The sequence below is a fragment of the Oceanobacillus sp. M60 genome (assembly GCF_053839645.1).
Genome location: NZ_JBSSNH010000001.1, coordinates 410,043 through 436,140 on the forward strand (window position 1 = coordinate 410,043; position 26,098 = coordinate 436,140).

Annotated in this window: 26 protein-coding genes and 1 riboswitch; of the genes, 9 read left to right on the top strand and 17 right to left on the bottom strand. The window is 38.9% G+C overall.

The features are described 5' to 3' along the window. Positions 1-168: 168 nt before the first annotated feature. The gene (locus tag ACW0TQ_RS02075) at positions 169-723 is read left to right on the top strand and encodes a TetR/AcrR family transcriptional regulator (RefSeq protein ID WP_042531824.1); all 555 of its coding nucleotides are present in this window, start codon (positions 169-171) and stop codon (positions 721-723) included. A gap of 693 nt (positions 724-1,416) precedes the next feature. Next, complete coding sequence (locus ACW0TQ_RS02080) at positions 1,417-2,406, top strand: Rpn family recombination-promoting nuclease/putative transposase (RefSeq protein WP_455725292.1); 990 nt, start codon at positions 1,417-1,419, stop codon at positions 2,404-2,406. A gap of 356 nt (positions 2,407-2,762) precedes the next feature. Here the strand turns inward: ACW0TQ_RS02080 and ACW0TQ_RS02085 are convergent, their stop codons facing one another. Further along, a complete protein-coding gene (locus ACW0TQ_RS02085; RefSeq protein WP_042531821.1) occupies positions 2,763-3,548 on the bottom strand; it encodes an SDR family NAD(P)-dependent oxidoreductase in 786 nt (261 codons plus the stop codon). 272 nt (positions 3,549-3,820) lie between these two features. Between ACW0TQ_RS02085 and ACW0TQ_RS02090 the strand changes: the two genes are divergently transcribed. Next, the gene (locus ACW0TQ_RS02090) at positions 3,821-4,594 is read left to right on the top strand and encodes an acetoin reductase (RefSeq protein ID WP_042531819.1); all 774 of its coding nucleotides are present in this window, start codon (positions 3,821-3,823) and stop codon (positions 4,592-4,594) included. Between the two features lie 73 nt (positions 4,595-4,667). On the opposite strand, the gene ACW0TQ_RS02095 is transcribed toward ACW0TQ_RS02090, so the two are convergent. The 5 genes from ACW0TQ_RS02095 to ACW0TQ_RS02115 form a co-directional block, all read right to left on the bottom strand. After that, positions 4,668-4,991 carry a hypothetical protein gene (locus ACW0TQ_RS02095; protein ID WP_042531817.1) on the bottom strand — a complete coding sequence of 108 codons (324 nt, stop codon included), beginning with the start codon at positions 4,989-4,991 and terminating at the stop codon, positions 4,668-4,670. A 62-nt stretch (positions 4,992-5,053) separates the two neighbouring features. Further along, complete coding sequence (locus tag ACW0TQ_RS02100) at positions 5,054-5,638, bottom strand: histidine phosphatase family protein (protein ID WP_193062879.1); 585 nt, start codon at positions 5,636-5,638, stop codon at positions 5,054-5,056. Positions 5,639-5,832: 194 nt separating this feature from the next. Then, positions 5,833-6,939, bottom strand: coding sequence for a 5-methyltetrahydropteroyltriglutamate--homocysteine S-methyltransferase (locus tag ACW0TQ_RS02105; protein ID WP_455725293.1), 1,107 nt, complete (start codon positions 6,937-6,939; stop codon positions 5,833-5,835). A 35-nt stretch (positions 6,940-6,974) separates the two neighbouring features. After that, positions 6,975-7,724: a cyclase family protein gene (locus ACW0TQ_RS02110; protein ID WP_455725294.1), complete on the bottom strand. Its 750-nt coding sequence runs from the start codon at positions 7,722-7,724 to the stop codon at positions 6,975-6,977. A gap of 26 nt (positions 7,725-7,750) precedes the next feature. Further along, entirely contained in the window at positions 7,751-8,803 is a 1,053-nt protein-coding gene (locus tag ACW0TQ_RS02115) for a homocysteine S-methyltransferase family protein (RefSeq protein WP_042531808.1), read from the bottom strand. Between the two features lie 117 nt (positions 8,804-8,920). Further along, positions 8,921-9,021, bottom strand: a riboswitch (SAM riboswitch). A gap of 394 nt (positions 9,022-9,415) precedes the next feature. On the opposite strand from ACW0TQ_RS02115, the gene ACW0TQ_RS02120 reads away from it, so the two are divergent. After that, on the top strand, positions 9,416-9,718 hold the full coding sequence (locus ACW0TQ_RS02120; RefSeq protein WP_042531806.1) for a hypothetical protein: 303 nt from the start codon (positions 9,416-9,418) through the stop codon (positions 9,716-9,718). Between the two features lie 278 nt (positions 9,719-9,996). Here ACW0TQ_RS02120 and ACW0TQ_RS02125 read toward each other — a convergent pair whose 3' ends face one another. The 4 genes from ACW0TQ_RS02125 to ACW0TQ_RS02140 form a co-directional block, all read right to left on the bottom strand. Further along, positions 9,997-10,860 carry a YitT family protein gene (locus ACW0TQ_RS02125; RefSeq protein WP_042531800.1) on the bottom strand — a complete coding sequence of 288 codons (864 nt, stop codon included), beginning with the start codon at positions 10,858-10,860 and terminating at the stop codon, positions 9,997-9,999. A gap of 180 nt (positions 10,861-11,040) precedes the next feature. Then, positions 11,041-11,466, bottom strand: coding sequence for a GNAT family N-acetyltransferase (locus tag ACW0TQ_RS02130; RefSeq protein ID WP_042531798.1), 426 nt, complete (start codon positions 11,464-11,466; stop codon positions 11,041-11,043). A gap of 34 nt (positions 11,467-11,500) precedes the next feature. Beyond that, positions 11,501-12,148 carry a phosphoribulokinase gene (locus ACW0TQ_RS02135; RefSeq protein ID WP_212928668.1) on the bottom strand — a complete coding sequence of 216 codons (648 nt, stop codon included), beginning with the start codon at positions 12,146-12,148 and terminating at the stop codon, positions 11,501-11,503. 67 nt (positions 12,149-12,215) lie between these two features. Next, positions 12,216-12,740 (bottom strand): GNAT family N-acetyltransferase, encoded by a 525-nt coding sequence (locus ACW0TQ_RS02140; protein ID WP_042531794.1) that lies wholly within the window; start codon positions 12,738-12,740, stop codon positions 12,216-12,218. Between the two features lie 176 nt (positions 12,741-12,916). Here ACW0TQ_RS02140 and ACW0TQ_RS02145 point away from each other — a divergent pair, with 176 nt between their 5' ends. Continuing rightward, entirely contained in the window at positions 12,917-13,132 is a 216-nt protein-coding gene (locus tag ACW0TQ_RS02145) for a zinc ribbon domain-containing protein (RefSeq protein WP_042531791.1), read from the top strand. A 234-nt stretch (positions 13,133-13,366) separates the two neighbouring features. Beyond that, positions 13,367-14,599: a CynX/NimT family MFS transporter gene (locus ACW0TQ_RS02150; protein WP_455725295.1), complete on the top strand. Its 1,233-nt coding sequence runs from the start codon at positions 13,367-13,369 to the stop codon at positions 14,597-14,599. A gap of 197 nt (positions 14,600-14,796) precedes the next feature. Here ACW0TQ_RS02150 and ACW0TQ_RS02155 read toward each other — a convergent pair whose 3' ends face one another. Both ACW0TQ_RS02155 and ACW0TQ_RS02160 read right to left on the bottom strand, forming a co-directional pair. Next, a complete protein-coding gene (locus ACW0TQ_RS02155; RefSeq protein ID WP_042531788.1) occupies positions 14,797-16,728 on the bottom strand; it encodes a fructose-bisphosphatase class III in 1,932 nt (643 codons plus the stop codon). A gap of 101 nt (positions 16,729-16,829) precedes the next feature. Beyond that, positions 16,830-17,669 (bottom strand): AraC family transcriptional regulator, encoded by an 840-nt coding sequence (locus tag ACW0TQ_RS02160; protein ID WP_455725296.1) that lies wholly within the window; start codon positions 17,667-17,669, stop codon positions 16,830-16,832. Between the two features lie 221 nt (positions 17,670-17,890). Here ACW0TQ_RS02160 and ACW0TQ_RS02165 point away from each other — a divergent pair, with 221 nt between their 5' ends. The 3 genes from ACW0TQ_RS02165 to ACW0TQ_RS02175 all read left to right on the top strand — a co-directional run bounded on the left by ACW0TQ_RS02165 (position 17,891) and on the right by ACW0TQ_RS02175 (position 21,600). Then, positions 17,891-19,030, top strand: a complete 1,140-nt coding sequence (locus tag ACW0TQ_RS02165; RefSeq protein WP_455725297.1) for a Gfo/Idh/MocA family protein — start codon at positions 17,891-17,893, stop codon at positions 19,028-19,030. Positions 19,031-19,180: 150 nt separating this feature from the next. Next, entirely contained in the window at positions 19,181-20,068 is an 888-nt protein-coding gene (locus ACW0TQ_RS02170) for a TIM barrel protein (protein WP_368901551.1), read from the top strand. Positions 20,069-20,175: 107 nt separating this feature from the next. Further along, positions 20,176-21,600 carry a sugar porter family MFS transporter gene (locus ACW0TQ_RS02175; protein ID WP_042531779.1) on the top strand — a complete coding sequence of 475 codons (1,425 nt, stop codon included), beginning with the start codon at positions 20,176-20,178 and terminating at the stop codon, positions 21,598-21,600. A 64-nt stretch (positions 21,601-21,664) separates the two neighbouring features. On the opposite strand, the gene ACW0TQ_RS02180 is transcribed toward ACW0TQ_RS02175, so the two are convergent. The 5 genes from ACW0TQ_RS02180 to ACW0TQ_RS02200 all read right to left on the bottom strand — a co-directional run bounded on the left by ACW0TQ_RS02180 (position 21,665) and on the right by ACW0TQ_RS02200 (position 26,091). Further along, positions 21,665-23,257 carry a solute:sodium symporter family transporter gene (locus ACW0TQ_RS02180; RefSeq protein WP_042531777.1) on the bottom strand — a complete coding sequence of 531 codons (1,593 nt, stop codon included), beginning with the start codon at positions 23,255-23,257 and terminating at the stop codon, positions 21,665-21,667. Between the two features lie 34 nt (positions 23,258-23,291). Next, a complete protein-coding gene (locus ACW0TQ_RS02185; RefSeq protein WP_368901552.1) occupies positions 23,292-24,311 on the bottom strand; it encodes a Gfo/Idh/MocA family oxidoreductase in 1,020 nt (339 codons plus the stop codon). 236 nt (positions 24,312-24,547) lie between these two features. Next, the gene (locus ACW0TQ_RS02190; RefSeq protein WP_193062877.1) at positions 24,548-24,853 is read right to left on the bottom strand and encodes a PTS sugar transporter subunit IIA; all 306 of its coding nucleotides are present in this window, start codon (positions 24,851-24,853) and stop codon (positions 24,548-24,550) included. Between the two features lie 2 nt (positions 24,854-24,855). After that, positions 24,856-25,152, bottom strand: a complete 297-nt coding sequence (locus ACW0TQ_RS02195) for a PTS sugar transporter subunit IIB (RefSeq protein WP_193062876.1) — start codon at positions 25,150-25,152, stop codon at positions 24,856-24,858. Between the two features lie 183 nt (positions 25,153-25,335). Then, positions 25,336-26,091 carry a DeoR/GlpR family DNA-binding transcription regulator gene (locus tag ACW0TQ_RS02200; RefSeq protein ID WP_193062874.1) on the bottom strand — a complete coding sequence of 252 codons (756 nt, stop codon included), beginning with the start codon at positions 26,089-26,091 and terminating at the stop codon, positions 25,336-25,338. Positions 26,092-26,098 lie beyond the last annotated feature (7 nt).

Consider the following 26,098-nt stretch of genomic DNA (forward strand, 5'->3'; position numbering starts at 1 on the left):
CCCCATTACCTTGCTGATTTCATTCATATAATCTATTATTATAACTACACACTGTCAGTTAGACAACAAACAGTTGTTTAAAATATGTACGTTTCGCAACAAATAATCATTATCTGTTGGATAACAGATAGAATTTCATATTTTGTTCATAAAAGGAGTTTATTTATCATGGCACAAAAACTAGATCGCAGAAAACGTTATACAAGGATGGCTCTTAAAAATGGGCTGATGGAGCTTTTAAAAGAAAAACCAATTTCTTCGATTACAATTAAAGAAATTTGTGAGCAGGCTGATATCAACCGTTCCACATTTTACAGCCACTATGCCGATCAATATGATTTACTGACCAATATTGAGGACGAAATTATCGATGAATTAAATCAGGCACTGCTTCAGTATGACTACACGCAGGAAAAAGAAGCGCTGGCGATGTTAAATTATTTACTCAAATATGTGTACAGCCGTCATGAGCATTTTCGGATTCTGTTCAGCGAACACGGCAATAAAAGATTCACACATAAAGTCATGTTCGCCGCACAAACGCATATTATGAATGACTTTAACGGACCAGAACATAAAATGAGCGAAACCGCTGCAAAGTATATGACAATCTATTCTATCAGCGGGAGTATTACGGTAATTGAATACTGGCTGGAAAATGGAATGAAGGAGTCACCGGATGAAATGGCAAGAATTATTACGGAAATAAGTAAGCCTTGTTGAATTCAGGGAAAGTCAAACACTTTCACTAAGCTTCTTCCATTGTACGATAACATCGAAACTTGTCCATTTTCACACCAAGAACAAACGATTAAATAAGGATCAACACCAAAATCTATGGTTGGAAAATATAATTAAATGTGATAAAAGCAACTAGCTAGCGGAGAAAATACACGGAGACTCCTATGGGAAAGCGCAATGGTCTTCGGTGGGGCGAGTAATCGCAAAAGCTCTTCGATGGGACGAGTAATCGCTGTCCCAGTCCCAGTGGGAAGACCCCGCAGAAAAAAAGCGAACTTCTTTTTTTCTACCCGCAGGGCATAAGTGCGACTATGCTTCTGTCTGCGCCTGACGGCTTGCCAATCAGCAAGTCTTCTTTAAAGGAGATGAGCTTGGGGCCCATGGAAAGCGTAGTGTATTTCCGTAGCGGTCGCTTACAGCAAATTTATATCTACTATGTCACCCATAGATTTTGGTGAAGAGCCTTAAATGATCATTTTTCGTTCTGTATAAAAAAACATAAAAAATGCAATATGAACATCCTGTTGTCATTGAAAAAGGCACAAACCTAAGTTAAAACGTCATTTATACAGCAGATTTTCACGCAGGAAATCCTATTTTACCGTTTTGCATCCCCCACTCATAGCCGCTATGATTAAAAGCAAATTTAATATTACCTGGGGGTGTGATAAAATAATGATAACCACAGTAAAAGAAAATACCGACAGCTACGATGCAAAGGATACGGATTATGACGGGCTTTGGAAAAATTTGATTGAAGAACTGTTTCAAGAATTTATGGAATTTTTCGCACCCGAGTTATACCCGGAAATTGATTTTGAAAAAGGAGCAGATTTCCCGAATATAGAACTTCTTCAATTTGTAATTAATTCAAGAAAAGGCAGAAAATATTCAGATAGGTTAGCCAAAGTGACGCTGAAGAACGGGGAAGAAAAATACGTCTTCGTCCATATTGAAGTGCAGGCTATTGGAGAGCAAGACTTTGCTGAACGCATGTTTAAGTACTTTTATCGAATCTATGACAAATATAAGCATCCGATTTATTCCATCGCCCTCTTGACGGATGCAAGTCATCAGCATTATGAAGATACGTTTCGTTATTCTTTCTACGGAACAGAATTAACTTATTTATACAATGTCTATCGTTTTTACGGAAAAGATAAGGAGAAGCTGAAAAAATCTGATAATCCATTCGCTTTAGCGGTACTTGCAGGAATCTATGTTAGTGAAAACGCCGGCAGAACAAAGAAAGACGACGAAGAAAAGTTCCAATTTAAACAGCAGCTTATCAGTATGGCACTCGAAAAATATTCGCACCGTGACACCTATCTGTCAGCCCTATTGTATTTTATCGATTATATCCTGCAGGTCCCAGCGGAATTACAGGAAAAGCTGTATGAATCATTACCAATCGCAGAAAACGAAAAGGAGGAAGGAAAATTCATGGGAATGGAAAAATTGAGAGATACCCCGACGTTTGGAAGACTGTTTAGAGAAATCGAGGAAGAGGCGACAAAAAAGGGCTTAGAAAAAGGGATGGAGGAAGCGGAACGGAATTTTGCCAAAAAGCTTTTAGACAGGAACTATTCAGATGAAGAAATATCCGAATTAACAGGTCTCGAGCTTAAGGACGTAAGCGAACTCCGAAAATCGCTTGAAAATTAATGTAAGGGTAAAACGAGCAGCTCTTTTGTTTCTATTTTTATACAGAGGTAAGTTTAAACTTACCTCTGTATAAGTGTAACTGAGGTTGTTATTTAAAGGCTGGGTGATAACCCATTTTCAAAATAACAGCTTTGGTTACATAAAACGAAACTTCACTCAGTGGGAGTTTTTCGACGCACAAATGTTTCCGATGGGGCGAGTAATCGCAGTCCCAGGATGTGCTAGCGCAGACGTCGCGAACTTACTCTGTTTCCTTAGTTCCCCACTGAGTGTTAGTCGAGTGATTCAGGGAGTTAGCGTCCGTTATCTCCCGCCTAAATAAATTTATTTTTACGCTTTATTTTGAGGCGGGAGTTTTACGGACGGTTCTCCGTGATAAATTTGCTTAAATCCGGATAACCTGTCACTGCCCAGCCACCATCTACAAGTAAGCTGGCTCCATTCACGTAGGAGGCTTCCTCGCTGACAAGGAACAACGCTGGACCTGCTATTTCTTTCGGGTCCCCGGCTCTTTCCATTGGGATACGCTCCAAATAAGCTTCATTGATTGCATCAACGTCTGTTAAGCCGGAGGTTAACGGCGTCGATACAAGCCCAGGCAGAATGGCATTGACACGAATATTGTGCTTGGACATTTCAAGCGCAGCATTTTTTGTAAGCATCTCCACACCAGCTTTCGCAGAGGAATAAGCTGCTCCGTAATGCATTGGAACATGCGCGTTTAAAGATGAAACATTGACAATTGCTCCACCGCCATGCTCTTTCATATATTTTGCTTCATGTTTTAAAGATAGGAAGACACCTTTTAAACACAAGTCAACAGTGAAATTCCAATCCTCCTCCGGCTGATCAATAATTGCTCCTGATTTCGATGCACCAGCTACATTAAAAGCTATATCCAATCCGCCAAATGCTTCTACCGTCTTGTTAACAAGGTTTTTAATATCCTCTTCTTTGGTTACATTGGTGACGACACCAAGCAGCTCCCCTTTATGCTGCTGTTCCAGCTCTTTCAGCTTTTCTTCATTTAAATCCGCTACACCTACTTTTGCCCCAGCTTCCAGCAAGTTCTGTACCATCGCATAGCCAATTCCTGAAGCGCCTCCAGTTACAATTGCAACTTTACCTGCTAATGTTGTCATACTTACTTCCTCCTTTTCTTTCTACCTTAAGCATACGCTTTTGTTTTATTATTTCAAAGTTTGCAGCTTTTAAACTTCAATTTATCGTTACATTTTAGGTGTATAAATAATCACTGAAAAATTACCTCTTAAAAGGAAACATCTTTCTAAAGATTTCCCAAAAACTTTTTCTAATTATGCATGTTTTAAACTCCTTAAAAGAGGAATAGTATAACTAGATGCAAAAAACTACATCTAATTATTTAAAGTAAATTTATTTGGAGGTCTTTTCTATGTCAAAAGTGGCAATTATTACAGGTTCTGCAGGCGGTTTAGGAAAAGGTATCGCAAAACGTCTTGGTGAAGATGGTTTCAAAATCGTTCTGCATGATATTAATAAAGAGATGCTGGACAGTACATTAAAAGAATTTAAAGATGCCGGTGTAGATTCCATTGCCGTTGTCGGAGATGTGTCTAAACGAGAGGACCAATTTAATCTTGTCAAAGAAGCTGTAGATGCTTTTGGACAGCTGGATGTTTTTGTGAACAATGCTGGAGTTGATGTTGTTTCTCCATTCCTTGAAATTGACGAAAATCAGCTGAATAAAACATTTTCAGTAAACGTAAATGGTACAGTATTTGGTACACAGGCTGCTGCGGATCAATTTATTAAACAGGATACAAAAGGGAAAGTCATTAATGCATGCAGTATCGCCGGGCATGAATCCTATGAAATGCTGGGTACTTACTCTGCAACTAAACACGCGGTCCGTTCTTTCACGCATTCCGCTTCAAAAGAGCTTGCACCATATAACATTCGTGTCAATGCATACTGCCCAGGTGTTGCAGGTACAGCAATGTGGGATCGTATCGATGAAGAAATGGTGAAATACTATGACAATATGGAACGTGGAGACGCTTATAAGCAATTTGTTGACGGCATCTCCTTAGGTCGTTCTCAAGAGCCGGAGGATGTCGCTAACCTTGTATCCTTCTTAGCTTCAGATGATTCCGACTATATTACCGGACAAGCTATTATCACAGATGGCGGAATTGTGTATAGATAATAGAGGTCAGCATTGAAAGCATTAAATGTATATAAAAAGCAGCCGTATCTGATCTAGATATGGCTGCTTTTAACTACTCAAGGATAGGAATAAAATACATAACAGGATAATCACTCGGGTGGATATCATGGATGATTTTCTTTACCTTTTCAATCTGGTGAATCATACAACGAAACTCCGCCTTATAGAGAGTTTGAAAAAATTCGCTTTCTATCGGCAAAGCCATTTCCAAAGAAGCTAACTCCAAAGGACGGGAATAGTGATTGTATTTTGTATAAGAAAGTACGTTATCCTGATTGCCGTAGTGCAGAAACCCATGTTCATGAAGCTGCTCCCGCAAACTGCTGATATATTCCTCTGCAATCAGCACCTCTACCTTCACAAAATTCATTTTCATCCATATCCCCCCTTTTTTGAACATCTCTCTAATTTAAATTGATACGTTTTTTATCGCAATGATTACTCATTTACAGGCGTAAGATGGTCTGTATTATTATAATCAACCACACGCCATTCCCCTTTTTCACAAGTAAATTTTGTAATCGATGTATTTTGGAGAAAGGTAACCCCTGTACCCAGCTCTCCTTTTGAAATCACAGACAACAGACTATTGATTAATGCGCCATGGGAAACGATAAGAACACGTTCGTCCGGATATCTCACGCACACTTCCTCTAATCCTTTTATCCCTCTCTGCTTTAAATCTTCAAACGTCTCCACATTCGGGATAGCCTCACGATCAGGGAAATAACGATTTCTATCCTCTATCGTCATCCCCTCCGCATCTCCATAAGACCGCTCTACAAAAGCCCTCATTTCATGAAGCGGCAGCTGCAGTTTCTGATTAATAATTTCTGCTGTTACCTTTGCACGAGCTAAGGGACTGGTAATTAATACAGTCGGTTCAAATTGCATTGCAGCCGCGCAGCAAACTCCCGCTTGCGATTTTCCCGTTTCATTTAAAGGGATATCTGTCTTGCCTTGAATTCTTTTTTCTTTATTCCAATTTGTTTCTCCGTGGCGTATCATACAAATCTCTGTCAAAGTCATTTCCCCACTTTCGAACTATTTTTCCAGTTACCCCTATTCTAGCACTATTTCTATCTTTATATCTATTAAGTTGTGCTTGGTTGGCATGAAAAAACAGGCTCAAGGGTTCCAATCTCCCTCAGCCTGTTTGGTTGTTTATTTATTTTCCATACAATGTGATAACGCATTTTTCTTTATAAACGTGTTTTTTATTCTCCCCATATTTCTTTAGCCGTATCCACGATATATTTCAGCTTGTTCCATTGCTCTTCCTCTGTTAACAGATTCCCATGATGGGTCGATGCAAAGCCGCATTGCGGGCTGATGCATAGCTGATCTTTTGGAACATACTGCGACGCTTCTTCAATTCTTGCTTTAATATTTGCTTTATCTTCTAATTCCCCATGCTTTGAAGTAAATACACCCAATACTACACGCGGTCCGCCATTTGGAATGTAATCCAGCGGTTCAAAACCGCCAGAGCGGTCATCATCATATTCCAAGAAGAAACCATCTACTTTTTCTTTGGCAAATAAAGTAGGGGCTATTTTTGCATAGCTTCCTTCAAATGCCCATTTCGAACGATAATTTCCACGACAAAGATGCGTGGTAATCGTCAAATCTTCTGGTTTGTCTTCCAACACGCTGTTTAGTACATACAGTGCCAAGTCAATAAAATACTGACGGTCCTTTCCATCTTCCGTTGTCGGGAAATTCTCTACATTTAACCCCGCAATATACACATCATCCAGCTGAAGGTAGCGGCATCCCGCATCATAAAAAGCTTTGATTGCATCACGATAGGTTTGGATGACATCCTCTGCATATTCTGCAATACTTGGATAAACCTCGGGATTTACAATTCCTTTCCCAAATAATTGATTCGGACTTGGAATCGTTTGTTTGGCAATCGCACGGTCTCCGACGATTTCTTTGAATTCCACAAACTCCTTAACATGCGGGTGATCCGGATTAAAGGAAACCTTTCCTGTGACACGCACATTATAGCGTTCTGTTTCTTCTCCAACAAATTGAAATCCTGTATCCGGCACATATCCTTCCACACCGTTTAGATGCTCTTGAAAATCCGTATGCCAAAAGCGGCGTCTGAATTCCCCGTCCGTAACAGCGCTTAAGCCGACTTCAATCTGCTTATCTACGATACGTTTGATTTCTTCTGTTTCAATCTGATGAAGATCCGCTTTGGAAATAGCTCCTTCTTGAAAGTTCTTTCTAGCTTGATGAATCCGTTCCGGCCGCAATAAACTTCCGACATGGTCTGCACGAAATGGTGCTTTCACTGCTGTTTTTGTCATGTTATTCCTTCTCCCTTTTTGGTAGATAGTATTTATTATGGCAAAATGGCAAACGATCGAACTGGAAAACCGCTTGCTTTTTCAGGCTTGGGACTAATATTGAAAATCACAGCTCCTTTTGCCGGCAATTGATCCAGATTCGTCAGCAGCTCTACTTGAAAAGTATCCTGCTCTAATACATAATACTCGCCGATCAATGAACCATTTTTTCTGGCATCCACAGCCGCATCCGTGTCAAACGTTTCATGACCCACTGCTTTAATCTGTCTTTCTTCAAATAAGAACTTCAGAGCATCGAGCCCCCATCCGGGTAAATGACTGTCTCCATTCTCATCCTTATTCTCAAATGCACCTTTATCCGGCCAGCGCTTGCTCCAATCTGTCCGTAACGCGACAAATGTACCCGCTTCAACCTTTCCATGCACCTCTTCAAAAGCTAAAATGTCCTCCACCGTTAAAATATAATTATGGTTTTCTCCGGCTGCTTCTGATTTATCAATCACAACGATTGGGAGGACAACTTCTTTTAAATCCAGCTCCTCTAAATAGCGCTGATCACGAACAAAATGAATAGGTGCATCAATATGTGTGCCATATTGTCCGGAAACACTGAACTGCTGTGCGAAAAACCCGTCATCATGCGTATATAATGTTTCAAACTCGGCATCTTTAAATGCGGCAAAATGCGGCGAATTAGGACCGAATGTATGTGTTAAATCTACCCATGTTTTTGATTTTAGTGTTTCTAACGCGTGTAAGATTTCATTTTCTTTGGTAACTGTCATGATAAGCCGCCTCCCAATATATTGTTTTACGCTTTTGTTTTGTAATCTGTGATATGATCCTGCAATGTTTCATCTTCACCAAATAAAAAGTGTTTATGCATATCTGGAGAATAAATTGAATTAATTGTTTCGATGCCGACAGCTTCCGCAACCGCACGCAGCATTGCCGGTGAAGCTCCACAGCATAAACCGATATAATTCACGCCGATGCTATGTGCTTGTTTCGCCCATTCTGCCAGCTCATAGCGGTTATGATATAGCGGATCCAGAGAAGTCGGGAAGGTTGTTTCCGTTGGTAAATGACAGCTGCACCCTCCATCCGGCAAGTTAAAGAAGGTTGGATTCTCTTCTGTTGTCCGGTATGGAATCGGCAGTGCTCCAACATACCCGTCTACTTTGTCACGAATCTTTTCTAAATACGGCTGCATCGTGTCCGGCCCCCGGAAACAGTTCATCCCAACAACCAAGGCGCCGTTATCCTCTAAAATCTTACATGACTCTTCCACTGTGTAACCATCACGTAAAATGTTTTCACCCATTAATCCCAAGGTAATAACTGCCGGTAAATCATATTTTTTAATTTCCTCTAAAGCAATCAATGCTTCTTCATGGTAATAAAAAGTTTCTCCGTTAATATAGTCAACATCCTCATCCTTACACCATGAAACCATTTCATTAAACATCGCTCTGACTTTATCCTTGGATTCCTGATCTTCCGGATTAAAAATATTGGTGTTCGATATATTTCCTGCAACCAGAGCTTCCTCTGTCGGATGTTCCTTTGCTACTTCCTTCGCTAATTTAATAGCATTTCTATTTAGAGGCTCTAATAAGTCCTCTTTACCGATAATGCGCATTTTTTCTCGGTGTGCGTTGTATGTAAAGGCAAGCACTACATCGGAACCTGCTTTCATGTAATCACGATAAACTGCCTTTAGCGTTTCCGGGTTATCCAGCGCTACTTCGGGTACAAAGGAGCCCGCCTGCAAATACCCTCTGCGCTCCAATTCAAATAAATATCCTTCCCCTGCAATAACTGTTCCTTGCTTTAATCGCTCTTCCAAACTTCTTTTCGCCATCGTTCCATTCCTCCTGTAAGCTTTTAATTATTTGGTTCGCTGCGGATAAGTCGATATAGACACGAAAAAACCTCTTCTTTCAGAAAGAAGAGGTTTTGAGTACGATATCAATGTCTCTTCTTATCTGCTAGCTAACGCTACTGGAATTGGCACAGTTCTTTTATAAGTCTGTTGCCGAGGCTTCGAAGGGCCAGTCCCTCCACCTCTCTGGATAAGAAAATGTATTGCTATTTATTTGTTGTAGATAACTATATATCTATTTGAATTCCATGTCAATAAGAAATTTTAAAAATATTTCAGCGGTTTTTGAATCGGTTTGAATGAATCTTGTAAATATCTCATATCATAGAGAGAAGTTCCAAACACGCACGGCTTTATATCTCTAAGCAGATGTTTAAATTCCGTAAAAAAAAGGAATGTTAATTTCATGGAGAAAAATTCATAAAATGTTCAAAAAGTATAGACACACCCGAAAAATAAGCATATAATACAAATTAATTCTAAAACATGTAGACATTATATTGAATTTATTCTTCATTATTGGTATAATTAATTCTTTCGCTTTAAGAAATCGAATCAAAAAATATATTTATCATACGGAAGGGGGCGTAGATGTTGAATAGATATTTGATGATTGCTTTAATGATTATCCTTTTGCCAATGACACAATTATTCCCAGGTGTACATCACAGCTACGTTCTCACCGATCATGAAATACTGATTGATTCCCAATCGTCACCTGATTTAGGCGTTGGCGGAAATGACCAGCAAGATAAATCATTTATAGCAAGTCCAGGTTTAGTCATTACCTTATTCTTATTAGGCAGTCTCTGTTTATTCACTACGATTGTGCGGGTCAACCGTACGAAACAGCTGCTGACACCTGTTTTCTATCAATCCAATTTCGTGGTTTAAGCCTCTTTTAATAAAAAAATTAAAAATTAAAAGAGGAGGCAAAAACTATGATGATTTTCAGATTAATTGTTATTGGGTTCTTTTCACTGACTGCATTGTCCGTTTTCACTTATCAAGGTGTTGAGGTATTTCATGCAGTTGCGGATATATTCAGAGCAAAATCATAAGCTATCGTGTACCCCTTCGTACAATAAGCTTTTTCACCCTATACTAATCAAAAGGCAGCCAATGAAATGGATTCATTGGCTGCCTTTTTTGATTTAAGAGAAGTCGATGCTTTATTTAAAATTACCGCCGCGTACTTCTGACACATCATAGACAGTTACAAATGAAGTGGCATCGATATCTTGAATCGTTTCTTTCATTTTACTTTCTTCCAGTCGTGTAATCACACATTTAATTTGTTTAAATTCCTTTTTGGAGTAGCCGCCTTCTACATGCTGTAATGTACAGGCACGTCCCAGCCGGTCGCCAATTTCTTTCATCATCTCATCTGCATGCTCGGTAATGATATAAACTGCTTTTGTACTGCTTAATCCTTCTTCAATAATATGAATGACCTTGGAAGCTATGTAATAAGCAATACCGGACATCAGGGCCCCTCTTAATCCAAACACCGTGGACACTACGATAAATACAAATAAATTCAGAAATAATATTAAGTCACTCGTTCCAAAAGGCAGCTTTCGGGATAATAATACAGCAAGCATATCAATCCCATCCAACGCTCCTCCATTACGTAGTGCCAGTCCCATGCCAAATCCAATAATGATCCCGCCGACAACAGTGACAAGCAGGGTATCTCCTTCGATTTCAATAATAGTTGGAATATGATGCATCAGGCTGGTGCTTATAGCCAAAGAAGCAATACCGAGGATAGAGAAGATTGCAAAACTCTTGCCGATTTGTTTATATCCTAAGTAAATAAAGGGAATGTTTAAAATAGCAATCAGGATTCCTAATGGCAATCCGGTCCACTGCGAACCGACAATACTTAACCCGGTTACACCGCCATCAGAAACATTATTAGGTATCAATACAGCTTCTAGTCCATACGCAGTAATGAACCCGCCGATGATAATAATCAATCCTCTTGAAAAAAGCATTGCCTTTCTTGTTTTTTTCGATTGTGCTTTCTTCATCCAATGTTCCTTTCTTCGTCATACATTTTGTTACCCTAAATTCCAATGTGTTTAGGTTCCCACATTTCACATGGAATAACCTGTACTTTTTTTAATATTATTTATTATACGCTTCTCGATTTCAAACTCAACTATTTTGCAGGTGAAAAATGTATAACGTGATAAGGACATGCTCTATCATTAAAGCTCTTTTTTAAAAACATAACTCACCTTCGAATACCCCATTCTTTTTTGATAAAACCGATGTGCATCCTGACGCTGCAAGCCTGACGATAAAGCAACAGATGAAAAATTATGTTGCTCTGCCCATTGATGGACAAATTTCAAGAGCTGTTCTCCATACCCCTTCGAACGACTATGTTCATCTGTTACTAAATCACATACCCATACAAATCTGCCATAATACAGTGTGGTCATTGGTTTAAACCCGACAACAGCAACCATTTTCATTCCTTCGTACAAAGCGGCTAAATGGTAACGATCTACCTCCACTGCTTCTTTTACAAGTTCCAGATAGCCGGATTCATCAAGATGCACTCGCAATTGACGCATTACCTTATACGCCTCCCGCCATGCTTGTTCTGTTGTTAATTCCTTTATTTCCATAAATAAAGCCCCTTCCCAATAAAATAAGCTTTGATTATTCGATTGATAATTGCTGTTTCTCTATATGCATCCCTTGTTTATCCGTAAAAAGAATAATATCTGCCTTCTCTTTCAATGGATGCATAAAATGGCTGTATTGTATTCTTCTTTCCTGATGTGATTTTTGTATATTCTCCAGATTTCGATTTCGTTCCGTAGTATCCCGACTGGAACGACGGGTTAATTCGGTCTGTCCATCCGTATAAAGGTAAATTTGCAAATCTAAATAATCAGGGTTTATAAATGCCACACTCATCCCTTCAAAAATAGTAAGTTTTTTATTTGGATCGATTAATTTACTCGGTAGATAATCTCTATCGATTGTGCTCCATTTCATACCTGCAAGCGTCATTTGTATATCACGTTCCAACGCTTCTGTATAATGAGCCAAAGGATGGCAGGCCGTCATCTTAGCCGTACGGACTTCATTTTGAAAAGTATACGTAATTTGAGTGTCTCTTCGAAGCGCTGAATGGACGATATACGGATCTGTACATATCAAATTTGCATCCTGGCAGAAAACTTGCTTCAATTGGTCTGCAAATGTCGTCTTCCCGGCTCCTCCGTGCCCTGTAATACCGATAATGATATGTTTTTCCTGCCTGTTTATCCATTCCGTCAAATCTTGTATGATATTATTCATCGTTTTCCCTCTCCATCCCTACCTTTATTTTTAGTCATTTCATACATCTCACAGCCAAACACAACGGCTAATTCATTTTCACAATACTACTGATATCCTTCCATTCATATACAAGTAAATCAAGCACGTCATCAGCAATTTGAATATTCTTTTTTTCAATCATTTCTGCACCGAACTGTTCATAGAACAAACGGCTGTCATTTTCCGACAGAACTTCAACTCGGACAGTATAGATAGACTGCTCTACAAAACATGTAAAGCCAGTTAATAATAGCATTTTCCCTATTCCTTGCCCTTGCCAGTTTTCCAGCAAGTAAACGGCTGTAATTTCACCGATACGGGCTGAATCAGCTGATTCCTTTACCGCTATATTCAAGAATCCGCCAATCTGTTCCTCCGTATCTACAGCTACAAATGTAGTGCTTTCATCAGCTTGAATGGTATCTTTCCAATTTTCTACCCTATCTTCCACTGATAATCGTTTTAAAACCCTATCTGCCATAATTCCCCGATAAGTTGTCTGCCAGCTTTCTACACTTACTTTACCAATTGCGCCTGCATCCGTAACATCTGCTTTTCTAATCAAAACCATCCTGCCCCTCCCTTAATCGCTTTACTCATTACTTTTCGCTTGCCGTACAATAGTTAGAAACATTCTAAGTCAGACTCTAATTATAGCAAATATTTTTATTTTTCCGGTAATAAAGTACGTTTAAAGGAGGTGAAACCAAGGAATAGCTTTATACGTATAAATTTATTGAAGAGGTGATGAAATTGAGAACAGGTGAAGGCTGTATGAAATGCGGAAGCCGAAATGCAGATAAAAAGGATGTATCCATGACCGGTTCAGGTTTATCCAAGGTGTTTGATGTGCAGCATAATCGATTTACGGTTGTCTATTGTCAGGATTGCGGTTACTCCGAATTTTACAATACAGAAAGTTCTACAGCGAGCAATGTATTTGATTTATTTTTTGGAGGATAATTTACTCGGAAAACAAGATAAGATAATTAAATTTGATTTCTTTCTAAGTTTTTTGCAGCAGAAAAGAAGCATGGTTCCTTGAGCCATGTTTCTTTTTACGCATAAACGCTTTATCTGCTGTTCTATATAAATATACTGTACAGACGAAAAGCATCTCTTTACATTTACTAATCTCTTTTGATAGAATGATTCTCTGTATGTTTTTAAATACATTATAAAGGAAGCCTATTTATTATGCATTTATCAAAAAAATCTTTTGCAAAAAGATACTATATCGTTTTATTACTCTTGGCAATTTTATTGATTGCAGCCACATTGCGTTCACCAATCACGTCTGTTGGTCCGCTTATTCCACTTTTCCGCGGAGAACTGGAAGCTTCCAATGCCATGATTGGACTGGTAAACACGCTGCCATTACTTGCTTTTGGCTTGTTCTCTCCCTTTGTCCCAAGAATATCTGGCAAACTTGGAATGGAAATAACACTATTGATTGCGATGGTTTTCCTGTCCATCGGTGTATTTATTCGGGCAAATGGCGGAATGGAGTTGTTGCTTTTTGGCACAATTTTAACTGGAATGGCAATCGCAGTTGGAAACATCCTGATGCCAGGGTTGATTAAGTCTACTTTTCCTTATCGCATGGGGCTGATGACTGGGATTTATTCTGTTTCAATGAATGCATTCGGAGCACTTGCCTCTGGTATTTCCGTACCGATTGCTTCCATATCCGGATTCGATTGGCGACATGCGATGCAAATATGGAGCCTCCTATCCGCAGCCGCTGTCCTCGTCTTATTACTGCGGCTGCCTGCCAGACGCTCATCTGGCAAAAAAGTGTTTGTCGACGTCAAAAGCCAGCCATCGAAAGCTATCTTCAAATCAAAGATTGCCTGGGCCGTCACCTTTTTTATGGGACTGCAATCACTGATACCATACAGTTTATTTACGTGGCTTCCGGATATCTTTATTTCGAAAGGGTTTGGGGAAAGTGAAGCCGGATGGTTAATTGCCATTTATCAAATCGGACTGATCCCAACAACATTTATTGCACCAATTATTGCCGGAAGGATGCAGAATCAGCGGCTGCTTGGCTGCAGCGCCGGATTATTATTTTTCTTTGGTTTGTTGGGAACGCTTTTCACTTCATCCCATTTAATTATTGTCTTTCTTGTATTAACAGGTGTTGGTGCCGGGACGGCGTTCAGCTTAGCCATGATGTTCTTTGTCCTGCGTACTAATTCTGCTATGGAATCTGCGCAATTGTCCGGCATGGCCCAATCTGTAGGATATATTGTCGCTTCTACAGGACCGCTTTTCCTTGGAACCATTGCTGACAAAACGGGAGGCTGGACGGTGCCGTTTATTATTTTAATGACTGCAGCTCTGATTATCGCTTTTCTCGGAACCATTGCAGGGAAGAACGAAAAGATTTCCTTTGAATCGAATAAAGAACCCGCAACAAAATAATTTATTGAGTTATTTAAATAGACGCTGCCTCTATCTATGGAGGCAGCGTCTATTTTTCTTACCACCATAAATTTTTTATCAGTATTTCCATTAAAGAAATTTGCCGGGAAGAAAGTCAATACTCTGACAACCTTGCATCCTTATAAAAAACGGGTTATCTAAATAATGACATTCAGATAACCCGTTTATCTCATTCCTCAATTAATATAACGATAATCCATCAGCTGATTCAGCATGTCAATTTCATCCTGCAGCTTAGCTCCGATGTTCGTTTCCCGAACCTTCTTCCGCTCCAGCTCTTTGTCTACGACCCGGCGGACAGATAAAACATCCGCTCCATTTAAAACAACATCCTCTTTTGAATTAAAATGCTGGTGGGCGACGAGCTGCATTCCAAATGAATTATACAATAAAGTATAGCCGGCAATCCCCGTGGTAGATTGATAGGCTTTGGAAAATCCGCCGTCGATGACAATCATTTTCCCGTCTGCTTTGATTGGGTTCTCCCCATCAATTTCCTTTACCGGTGTATGTCCATTAATAATATGCCCTTGTTCCGGATCCAAATCAAATTCTTCCAGTACTTTCTGGCACATTTCTACATTTTCACGCAAATAATAATAAGGATTTTTTTCTTCTTTATGGGATGCCTTATCGGAAATAAAATAACGCTCAAACGTCGTCATTGCCCGTTTTCCAAAGAGAGAGGAATATTCTCCTGTCCATAAATACCAAACCATATCTGTCGCTAAATCATCCGTTGTTTCTTTATCTGCAAAAGAATGACGCAAATAGGTTTCAAATTTATCCAGCAGCTCTCTCCCTTTATATGCTTTTCCTTCAATCACCATCGGTTCCATATCCCCATTTTCATCGACAGGCATACAGCCATGAATCAACAGATTGCCATTATATTTAAGATATAGGTTTCCTTTTTTCATTAAGAAATTCATATGTCTTTTCAGCTTCTCTGATTGTTGTACAGAGAGCAGCAGTTTGTCAATGATTTCTTCCTCTTCCGGCAATAGCTTGGCAGGATCAGCAGGATCCACGGTAGCAAAACATGTATTTTCCAGCGAATACGTTTTTCCATAAACGGTGATTTCCTGCTTCTCGTAATCGGTTTTCTCCAATACAAGTCTTTCTTCCATATTGAAAAAAGGCCGGCGTTTAATAATCGGACTTTCCAATTTAAATTGAATCATAGCAATCGCCTGATGAATCTTGGTAATCTGCAGTCTTTCCTGATCCGAGTTGTTCTGATCTGGATTTTTTTTCGGACGAAATGCCGGATTATCATCGTAATATCTTTCTGCTAACGTAAGTAACGGCCGCAGGTTAATGCCATAAGCATCTTCTATGATATCGAGATTATCGTAGCGGGCACAAATCCGGATAATATTCGCCAAACATACTTTGGAGCCAGCATACGCACCGATCCACAGAACATCATGATTGCCCCATTGTATATCTACCGAATGATGGTCAATCAGTGTATCCATAATTTTATCCGGCTCCGGCCCACGATCATAGATGTCTCCAACCACATGCAGGTGATCAACAACCAGACGCTGCGTTGTATACGATAAGCCGATAATCAGCTTTTCGGCCTGGCCAAGCGAGATGATTTTTTCAATAATTTTTTCATAATAAGGTCTCTTATTTGTATATTCATCTGTTTTATATAATAGCTCTTCCACAATAAAAACAAACTGTTCCGGCAGCGCCTTACGCAGCTTGGAACGCGTATATTTAGAGGACGCATAGGCAATCAGGTGAATCATATGCTGGATTTTTTCTGCATACCATTCTTCCAATGCCTGCTTTGAATTGAATTGATGCCTAATGAGCTTCAGCTTATCTTCTGGATAATAGACAAGCGCTGCAAAATCATTAATGTCTTCCTCTGATAAGGTATCTTTGAAAATATCATTTATCTTCTCTCTTACCTTTCCGGAGCCATTCCGTAAAACATGCTGGAAGGCTTGGTACTCCCCGTGTAAATCACTTACAAAATGCTCTGTTCCCTTCGGCAGATCCATAATCGATTCTAAATTGATAAGCTCGGTAACTACCTTTTCTTCCCTATCAAATTTCTCCGCTAATAAATCAAGGTATTTTGTATCCACCCTCAGAATCTCCCTTCAAATTGTGCCACATTATTTTTAAATAGTATAACACTTTTATGTAAGTATTGCAGTAGTCATACGTTACTGCAATACATTTTCCCTTAAAAAAAGATAGCTCTAAATTGCTTTGGAGACATATCCACATTTTTCTTAAATGTTGTTATAAAATGAGAAGCACTATTAAAACCACATTCCGCTGCAATTTCTTCGATGGATAAATCGGTATGATGCAGCAGCTTTTTCGCATGATTCACCCGATAGTTAATCAAATATTGAATCGGCGAGCTGTCCACCGATTTTTTAAATACTCTTGAAAAATAATATGGACTTAAGTATACATAGCTCGCAATGTCCTCCAGCTTGATATCCTTTTGAAAAGCATCCTCCATATAAGCAATCGCCTGTTTTATTTTATGTTCCATCTGCTGATCGGATGGATTAGAATACTGATTCAGCTCATATAAAATCTGTTGAATATAAATCGAAGCGAGATGCTCCTCCACATTATCTTCTTCCGTCATTTTTATAATTCTCTCCATCAAATTCAGCAAAATATGCTGCTCATAAAGCTTATACACACAGCCATTTTTCGCATAAAGCAGCTCAAAGTATGCTTTGCTAGCATTCCCAGAAAAATGGAACCAGTCAAATACCGTTCTATTTTCAATGGCTCTGTACATATGCGGTTGATGACAATCTAAAAACACAAAGGAATTGCTCTGAACAACAAAAGAGCGCCCGTCATATTGAATTGCCAGCTTCCCCTCTTTGACATAAATAAACAGGAAGCTGTCCAGTGTTTCTCTTCTAATTTGATAATTTGTATTGCAATAAAACCTGCCGGAGTTGATCACATAATAAAGTGCTTTTTTTGCAAATTCATTGGTCATTGCAAAATACATTTTCGATGGCTCTACGGTTCCTTTATCTTCAATTTGCATATGCATAGCTCCTTAGATTCAGCATACTTACTACAGCCCACGGCTGTTTGGAAAACTATTTTATAAAGTATATCAAATAAAACACCAAAATACCAAAGAGCAAGATTCTTAAATTTTAAAGCAATATTAACTAATGACTTGTCTAAAAATCTATAATAGTATTCTAGTTAGAAACAGAGTTAATAAAAACTTAACAAAAAGTTACCTAGGAGGTATTTAATATGGATGTAAGAATTGGATTAGTCGGTGCAGGATGGATGGGAAAAGCTCACAGCAACTCATTTGTAAACGCTTTAATGGCTTTCGGGCCTGAATATGGAAAACCTGTATTTGAAGTGGTATCGGACGTAAACGTGGAAGCGGCACAGGCAGCCTGCAATCAGCTTGGGTTCTCAAGATATACCACCGACTGGCAGGATATTGTCACAGATGAAAATGTTGATATAGTTGACATTGCAACGCCAAACGCTTTTCACTACGACATTGCTAAAGCTGCTTTAGAGAATGGAAAACATACTTATTGTGAAAAACCATTAACACTGACAGCAGAACAATCGGTTGAACTAGCAGAGCTTGCCAAAGAAAAAGGTGTCGTTAACTATGTTGGCTATAATAATGTAATGAATCCTGCGAACGCTTATGTTAAAGAACTCGTGGAAGCCGGGAAACTAGGCAAGATTGTTAAATTCACTGGAACATATGACCAGGATGGTTTATTAGATGAATCGCTTCCAATCACCTGGAGACATATCAATAAATTCTCCGGTTCCGGTGCTTTAGGAGATCTTGGCTCTCACTTACTAAGTATATCTCAATATATTTTAGGAGATATGGAAAGTGTCAATGCAATCTCCCAAACCGTTATCAAAGAACGCCCGGCTCAAGCCGGTTCGGAGGAATTACAAGAGGTAGAAAATGAAGATGTTATCTCTTTCTTAACCAATTATGAAAACGGTGCAATTGGAACGATTTCTTCCAGCAGAATTGCTTCCGGCCGTAAAAATCATTTAGCTTATGAAATTCAGGGTACAAAAGGGTCTGTTCACTATACGCTGGAAAGAATGAATGAAGTGAATGTTTACTTCACTTCTGATAATGAGGCAGACCGCGGCTTCCGCACCGTTCTATTAAACCCGGAGCACAAAGGGTACAGCGCATTCCATCCAGCTGCTGGAATCTCCATCAATTACAATGACATGAAAATATTGGAGGCGCATGAATTACTATCTGCTGTAACGAAAAACAAACCATACACATGTGATTTTGAATTCGGGGCGAAAATCGATCAAACCGTAAGTGCTATTTTAAAATCAGCAGAACAGAAAAATTGGGTTCAAGTAAAAAATACAGTTCAAGTATAAAACGTAACTACACTCAGTGGGGGTTTTTCGGACGGTTCTCCGTGATAAAATGAAGCTTCATTCATCAGAAGTCCTATCCCCCACTGAATAACAGTTAAACCAATCGGATCGTTACACTACGGTAACAATATATGCCAGGAGGAATTACGTATGAATATTAAATTAGGTTCCGCGCCAGATTCATGGGGAGTATGGTTTCCGGAAAATGATAAACAAACACCGTGGGAGCGCTGCTTAGACGAAATGGCCGACGCCGGCTACAGCGGTCTGGAGCTTGGTCCATGGGGCTATTTGCCAAATGAGTACAGCAAATTAAAAGCAGAGCTGGACAAGCGTCAATTAGACTTAGTAGCAACCACGCTGGTATGTGATTTAACATCTGAAACAAGTACGGATGAACTGATCCAGCAGCTGGATAAAATGAGCGAGCTGCAATTGAAATTTCCAACAGCAGAATATGTTGTGCTAATCGATGATTGCTATACGGATTTATTTACCGGAGAGCTTGTCCGCTCACCAGAATTAAATGATGCAGAATGGAAGCAGTTCGTCAACCATGTAGATAAAATCAAAAATCATGCAAAAAGCAAATATGACTTAGAGGTTGTTTTCCACCCGCATGCGCAAAGCCATATCGAAACAGAAGAACAAATTGAAAGATTGCTGCAGGACAGTGATGTGAAGCTTTGTCTGGACACAGGACATCATGCGTATACAGACGGGGATGCAGTTGCATTTATGCGCAAGCACCACAAACGTATCCCCTACCTGCATATTAAAAGCTGTGATTTGAAAGTAAGAGAAAAAATGCAAAAGGAAAACTGGTCCTTTGCCAAAGCAGTCAGTGAGGATATTATGTGCGAGCCGGAAAAAGGGGTCGTTGATTTTGAAGCCTTTATCGATGTCTTGAAGGATATTGATTTTGATGGATGGGCAGTTGTTGAGCAGGATATGTACCCTGCCCCATTTGATAAGCCTTATCCGATTGCGAAAAGAACGTATGATTATGTAGACGGACTGATTAAGAAAAGGCAGTGACCAAATAGAGAGAAAACAATCTCAGGAAAAAGAGATATCATGAAGAATTACTTCATGGTATCTCTCATTTAATAGCTATTATGGTATTAAAAATGGGAGGAAATAAAATGAGTAAACCAAAAAATAATAACCGCTATATTCTCACCGTCGTGCCGATTATCGCATTAGCAGGATTCTTATTTGGATATGATACAGCAGTTATTTCCGGGGCAGAGCAATCCGTACAAAAATACTTGATTGAGCCGCTGGGTCTAGGTTCCTTCACACATGGTTTTACGGTATCCAGTGCCTTGATCGGTTGCGTGATTGGCGGATTCATTTCTGGATTTCTAGCAAATAAGATCGGCAGAAAAAAGACCTTGATCTTAGCAGCATTACTATTTTCTGTATCCGCTTTCACCAGTGCGTATCCAGAAATTCTGTTTTTCACAAAGGATGATCCGACACTCGGCCTATTATTCATGTTTAACATCTATCGTGTTATCGGGGGAGTTGGCGTTGGAATCGGATCAGCCATTGCGCCAGTTTACATCAGTGAATTAACACCAAAGCAGAGCCGCGGTAAATATGTAGCATTGTATACCCTATCCATCGGAATCGGTGCCCTGATTGTTTATATCGTTAACTTAAATATTGCTTCTGGTCAATCACTTGCTTGGATTGATGACTTTGGCTGGAGATATATGTTTGCTTCGGAGTTAGTACCTGCTCTGCTCTTTTTCATATTACTATTATCCGTACCAGAAACCCCAAGATATCTGGCATTGAAGCAGGAATACGATAAAGCAGCCATTGTACTAGAGAAAGTAAATGGATCAAAGGAAAAAGCACAGGCTATATTAGCAGATATCAAAGAATCCGTCCGCTTTGAATCAGCTAAAAAAATCAGCATCTTTACGTACGGCAAACTTGTCTTGTTTGTCGGGATTATGGTCGCTATCTTTCAGCAGCTGATTGGAATCAATGTTATTCTCTATTATGCACCGCGTATTTTTGCAGAGCTGGGAGCAGAACAATCCGCCTCGATGCTGCAAACGGTAATTGTAGGTATTGTGAACGTAGTCTTTATGGCAACAGCGATTCTTCTAGTAGACAGCATAGGAAGAAAACCGATGCTCATCGGCGGTTCCATACTTTGTGCCTTTAACTTATTTATGGTTGCTATCCTGGCATACTTTGAAGTCTTTGGCATTTCAACATTGATCTTCATGCTGTTATATGTAGCGAGCTTCCAGTTAACCTGGGGTACAGTCACATGGATTGTTGTATCCGAGATATTCCCGAACCGCATTCGCGGACAAGCTGTATCTATCGCAACTGCATTACACTGGATTGCCAACTTAACGATTTCTTCCACGTTCCCGCCAATCCATGATGTATTAGGCGGAATGACATTCTCGATTTACGGTGCATTGAGTGTGCTTGCTGTTATCTTTATTTGGAAGTATGTTCCGGAGACGAAAGGAAAAACATTGGAAGAGTTAGAGCATATTTGGGAAGATAATAGCACTGATAAAAAGGCAGTATTGTAAAAATAGTTAATCAACACAAAAGAAAGCAAACATCTTTAACATGGATGTTTGCTTTCTAAATATATTAATTAGCTAATACAAGTGGAGAAAAGACAATATAGGATGCGACAACAACAACCAGAATCAGAATACCAACCCATCTAACATGCTTCCAAGGAGTGATATCGACTTTGTTTGTATATTTGTCGAATTGGAAATCTTCCTGAGATGGTTTCTTTTGGCTATAGAAATATAGAATAGCTAAATCTACTAAAAACAGGACACTCCAAACATATAGATAATGAATATCCGGAATAACAACTTTAGACAATGCATATACAACAATGTGGAAAATCAATGTAATCTTTGCACCGGTTGCAGATGTTTTTTTAGAATAAAAGCCGACTAGAATAATTGCTAAAAGCGGCATACTATACAACCCGTTAAACTCTTGGATAACTGCATATAATCCTTGCGGGAATAAAGAGATTAATGGTGCAACAAGAACAACAATAACACCAATGACAATCGTTAAAACTCTTCCTGCTTTTGCGATTTGACGGTTTGTTGCTTGTTTATTAATTACCGGTTTATAAAAGTCTAAGCTGAACAAAGTAACCGTTGCACTTAACGATCCAACGAAAGAACTCATAATTGCTCCAAACACTACTGCCCCAAACAGACCGGCAGCCCAGTTTGGTAACACTTCTGCTACTAATGCAGGGTAAGCAAGATCCATCTGCATGCCATCACCAAACATATTGTAGGCGATAACACCAGGAATAACTAAGAAAAACATGCCGGAAATTTTAAAGAACCCGACAATCATAGCGCCTTTTTGCGCTTCTTTTAAGCTTTTCGCGGCTAGTGCTTTTTGAACAATCATTTGGTTTGTACACCAGAAATACAAGTTATTGAACAACATTCCTAAAAATAATGTTGGCCACGGTACAATTGGCGAGTCCAGTGCACCCCAAGCATTTAATTTTTCTGGATGGCTTGTTAAAAAGTTATCCAGACCAGCGAAGAAGCTATTTTCACCAAGTGCGATGATGCCTAACACCGTAATGGTCAGACCGCCAAGAAGTAAGCCGATGCCATATAGTGAATCACTATGAGCAATCAGGGAGAGTCCGCCGACAAATAAATAGGTTACCCCAACTAAACCAATAACTGTTGAGATAATAATCACAGCTGTTATTCTGCTGACTCCCAAGTGCTGCTCAATTCCAAATAAATCATTAAAAATCAAAGCTCCAGAGTATAAAACCACGGGCATAAAGCTGACAATGTAAGTAAATATAAACAAAATAGATACAATTCTTTTGGTAAATGTATCATACCGAATTTCAATAAAGTCAGAAATTGTATTGACACCATATTTGAAATATTTTGGTAAAAATACCCACGCTAACATAACGATAGCAACGGAGGCAGTTACTTCCCAAGCCATCACTTCCATACCAGCTACATAGGCTTGACCATTTTGTCCTACCAGCTGTTCTGTCGATAGGTTAGTCATAATGATGGTCATCCCAACCGTTGTTCCGACAAGGGAACGCCCGCCTAAAAAGTAACCCTCTGAATCTTTTTTATCGATACTTCTTGTACGATAAAAAGCATAGAGATAAATCAATACCAACACAGCAACAAAACTGATAATACTAAATAAATTCATTTTATTCTCCCCCTAAAATGATATGCATGGTCCTTTAATAGTGAATATCCACCAATTTATTCCCGTCAAATGATTCTTGGCATGCTAACGCTACCTCTGTTCCGCGTAACCCATCAAGAGCAGTTACTTCAGGCTGCTGATTTTCACGAATGCAGCGGACAAAGTCCTTTAATTCATTTACATACGCTTCTGCAAATCGTTCAGGAAAATGCTGCGAGGATGGGCGGATTGCACCATGCTCATTAAATACAGCTACTTTATTTTTTTCAGGAGATGCAGCAATCCGCAGCATGCCTTTGGTTCCAATAATTTCTGTTTCTACATGGTAACCATGGGAAGCTGTACGGCCAGCCACCAGCAAAGCGGTTACATCATTGCCCAATTTCATAGTAACTGTTCCTAATTCCAATTCATTCAGCTCATTCAATTCCGGCGCAGCTTTATTCGTTCCTGTTGCCCAAACAGTCGAAATTTCTGATTTGGTCAGCCATCTGATCACATCAATATCATGGACGCTCATATCCAGGAACAGCCCGCCGCTTGGACTCTTCTTAGCAAAGTTGACAAAGCTGTCTAACCCTTGGATTGGATCAATACTATAGGAACGAATTAACGAAATATCTCCAATTTGTCCGCTATCTATCATTTCTTTCGCATATAGATAATCTTCATCAAATCTTCTCATAAATCCTAAGTGAAAAATGCGGTCACTTTTCTCAATTTCATCTATCGTTTGCTTGATATCTTCTACTTCTAAACCAATTGGCTTTTCACAAAAAATATGCAAATTCTTCTTCAATGCTAAACGAATATGCTCTGTATGGAATCCAGAAGGTGTAACAATGCAAACAGCATCTAACTCCGTTTGTTCCAGCATTTCCTCATAATTTGTGTAAACATTTGGGACTTTATATTTTTCCTTTACCTGTTTATTTACTTCCTCATCTAAATTAGAAACCGCTGTCAATTCGACTCCTTTTAGATTATAGATATTTTCTGCATGAATCAGTCCTAGTCTTCCTAATCCTGCAACACCAATTTTAAGCGTTTTCATTTGAAATTCTCCTTTGTTAAACTTATAGATATGTTCACTTACGTTGTTACTATGTTATATACTATTATAAAAATTAATATTTAGTCAAGTTTCTATCAATTTATGATTAATTTATTGTTATCTTTTGTAATCAATTGATTAGTATCTGCATGTTTAAATTCGCTGGACACCTCTTTTTTTCATAAAAAAATCCTGTAATGGCATATACCAATTACAGGATAATCTTTTTCTATGATTTATTTTTTTAAATGAAGCTCTGCTAATTCCTGCGCCATATCACAAATCATTTGAGCATTTGTCACATGATCCATCGCATGAATGACATAAATATTGATATCTGTCTGCTGCTCACGGCTGTTCAGTTGCAAAAGCTCCGTCTGTTTTTTATGAGCAGCTATCAAATGCTTTTTAGCATCAGCGATGCCTGCTTCATATCCTTTTATATCTTGTTCTTTTGCAAGACCTAATGCCTGATAAGCTAACGTTTTTGCTTGAGAAGCTTCTGTAATCAAAGGCATAAATACTTCTATATCGATCGCCATTGTTACGCCTCTCTTATCTGTTCAAAAATGCTGTAAACATTCATGCTGTTATAGTCTTTCACTGAAATTTTAGCGACTTTTGCATTTGTTGATGCTTCGTAATTCTCAGCGCTATGATGAATTTGGGGCCCTAATAATACAACATCTATATTATGCTCTTTCACGTAATCCAAGCCTTCTTCCAGACTTTTAGATTGAATATCGATACCTTGCCCTTTTTCTTGCGCAAGTTCATTTAATTTTTTTACTAATAAACTGGTTGTGATCCCTGCTTCACATACTACAATCACTTTTTCCATCCGTTACACCTCTTTTTTAGTTATATTCGTCACACTGATTCGTGCAATTAAAATATGGAAATAGAAATTTCTTGATGATTGTGCACCCTTTCACAGTGTGAAGTTTTATTTTATATTAAAGAGTTTACCCTAAGAATGCAATTTTTCTGCATACAATCATTTTTTATGAAGAGTATTACAAAATCAATTTGGATAAATTACTTCATATTGATTTTGTTCACTATGTGTTATATATGCTTTCGGAGGTTCCTGATCCGTTATTAAATAATCAATGTCATCAAAATTACAATAGGTAGTCAATGCATACTTATCAAATTTTGTATGGTCTACAAGAATAAATACTTGCTCACTTTTTTGGATTACTTTTGCCTTTACTTGTGTTTCTAAAGGAGATGAATTCGTTATTCCTTTATCCAGTGAAAGTCCTGTCGAAGCCATAAAAGCTTTATTAAAATTATATTTTTGGATTACTTCTGCGCTTTCTGTTCCGACGTAAGATCTTGTAGAACGCTCGAAAACCCCGCCTGTTGAATAAATGTTTAAATTGGGATAAGCACTGGCATCCAATGTGAAATCGAGATTGTTGGTCACAATAGTAATATTTTTATACTTGATAAAATCAAGCAATTCTACGGTAGTGGTTCCTGAATCAAGAAATATAATATCCCCATCCTCAATAAATTCCGCTGCTAATTTTGCAAGCTTTTGTTTTTCATGGAATTGCTTAACTTTCCGGTCTTGATACGGAACGGTCAGCGGTTTTGAAATAGACACCCCGCCGTAAACCTTCACCAATTGTTCTTCATCTACAAGCTCCTGAATGTCCCGTCGGATTGTATTTTTAGAAACCCCAAATCGATCTACAAGTTCATCAAGTGATACAGATTCTTTTTCTTTCACATATTCAAGTATTGCAGTTACCCGCTGCGCTTTCATCATATAGCAT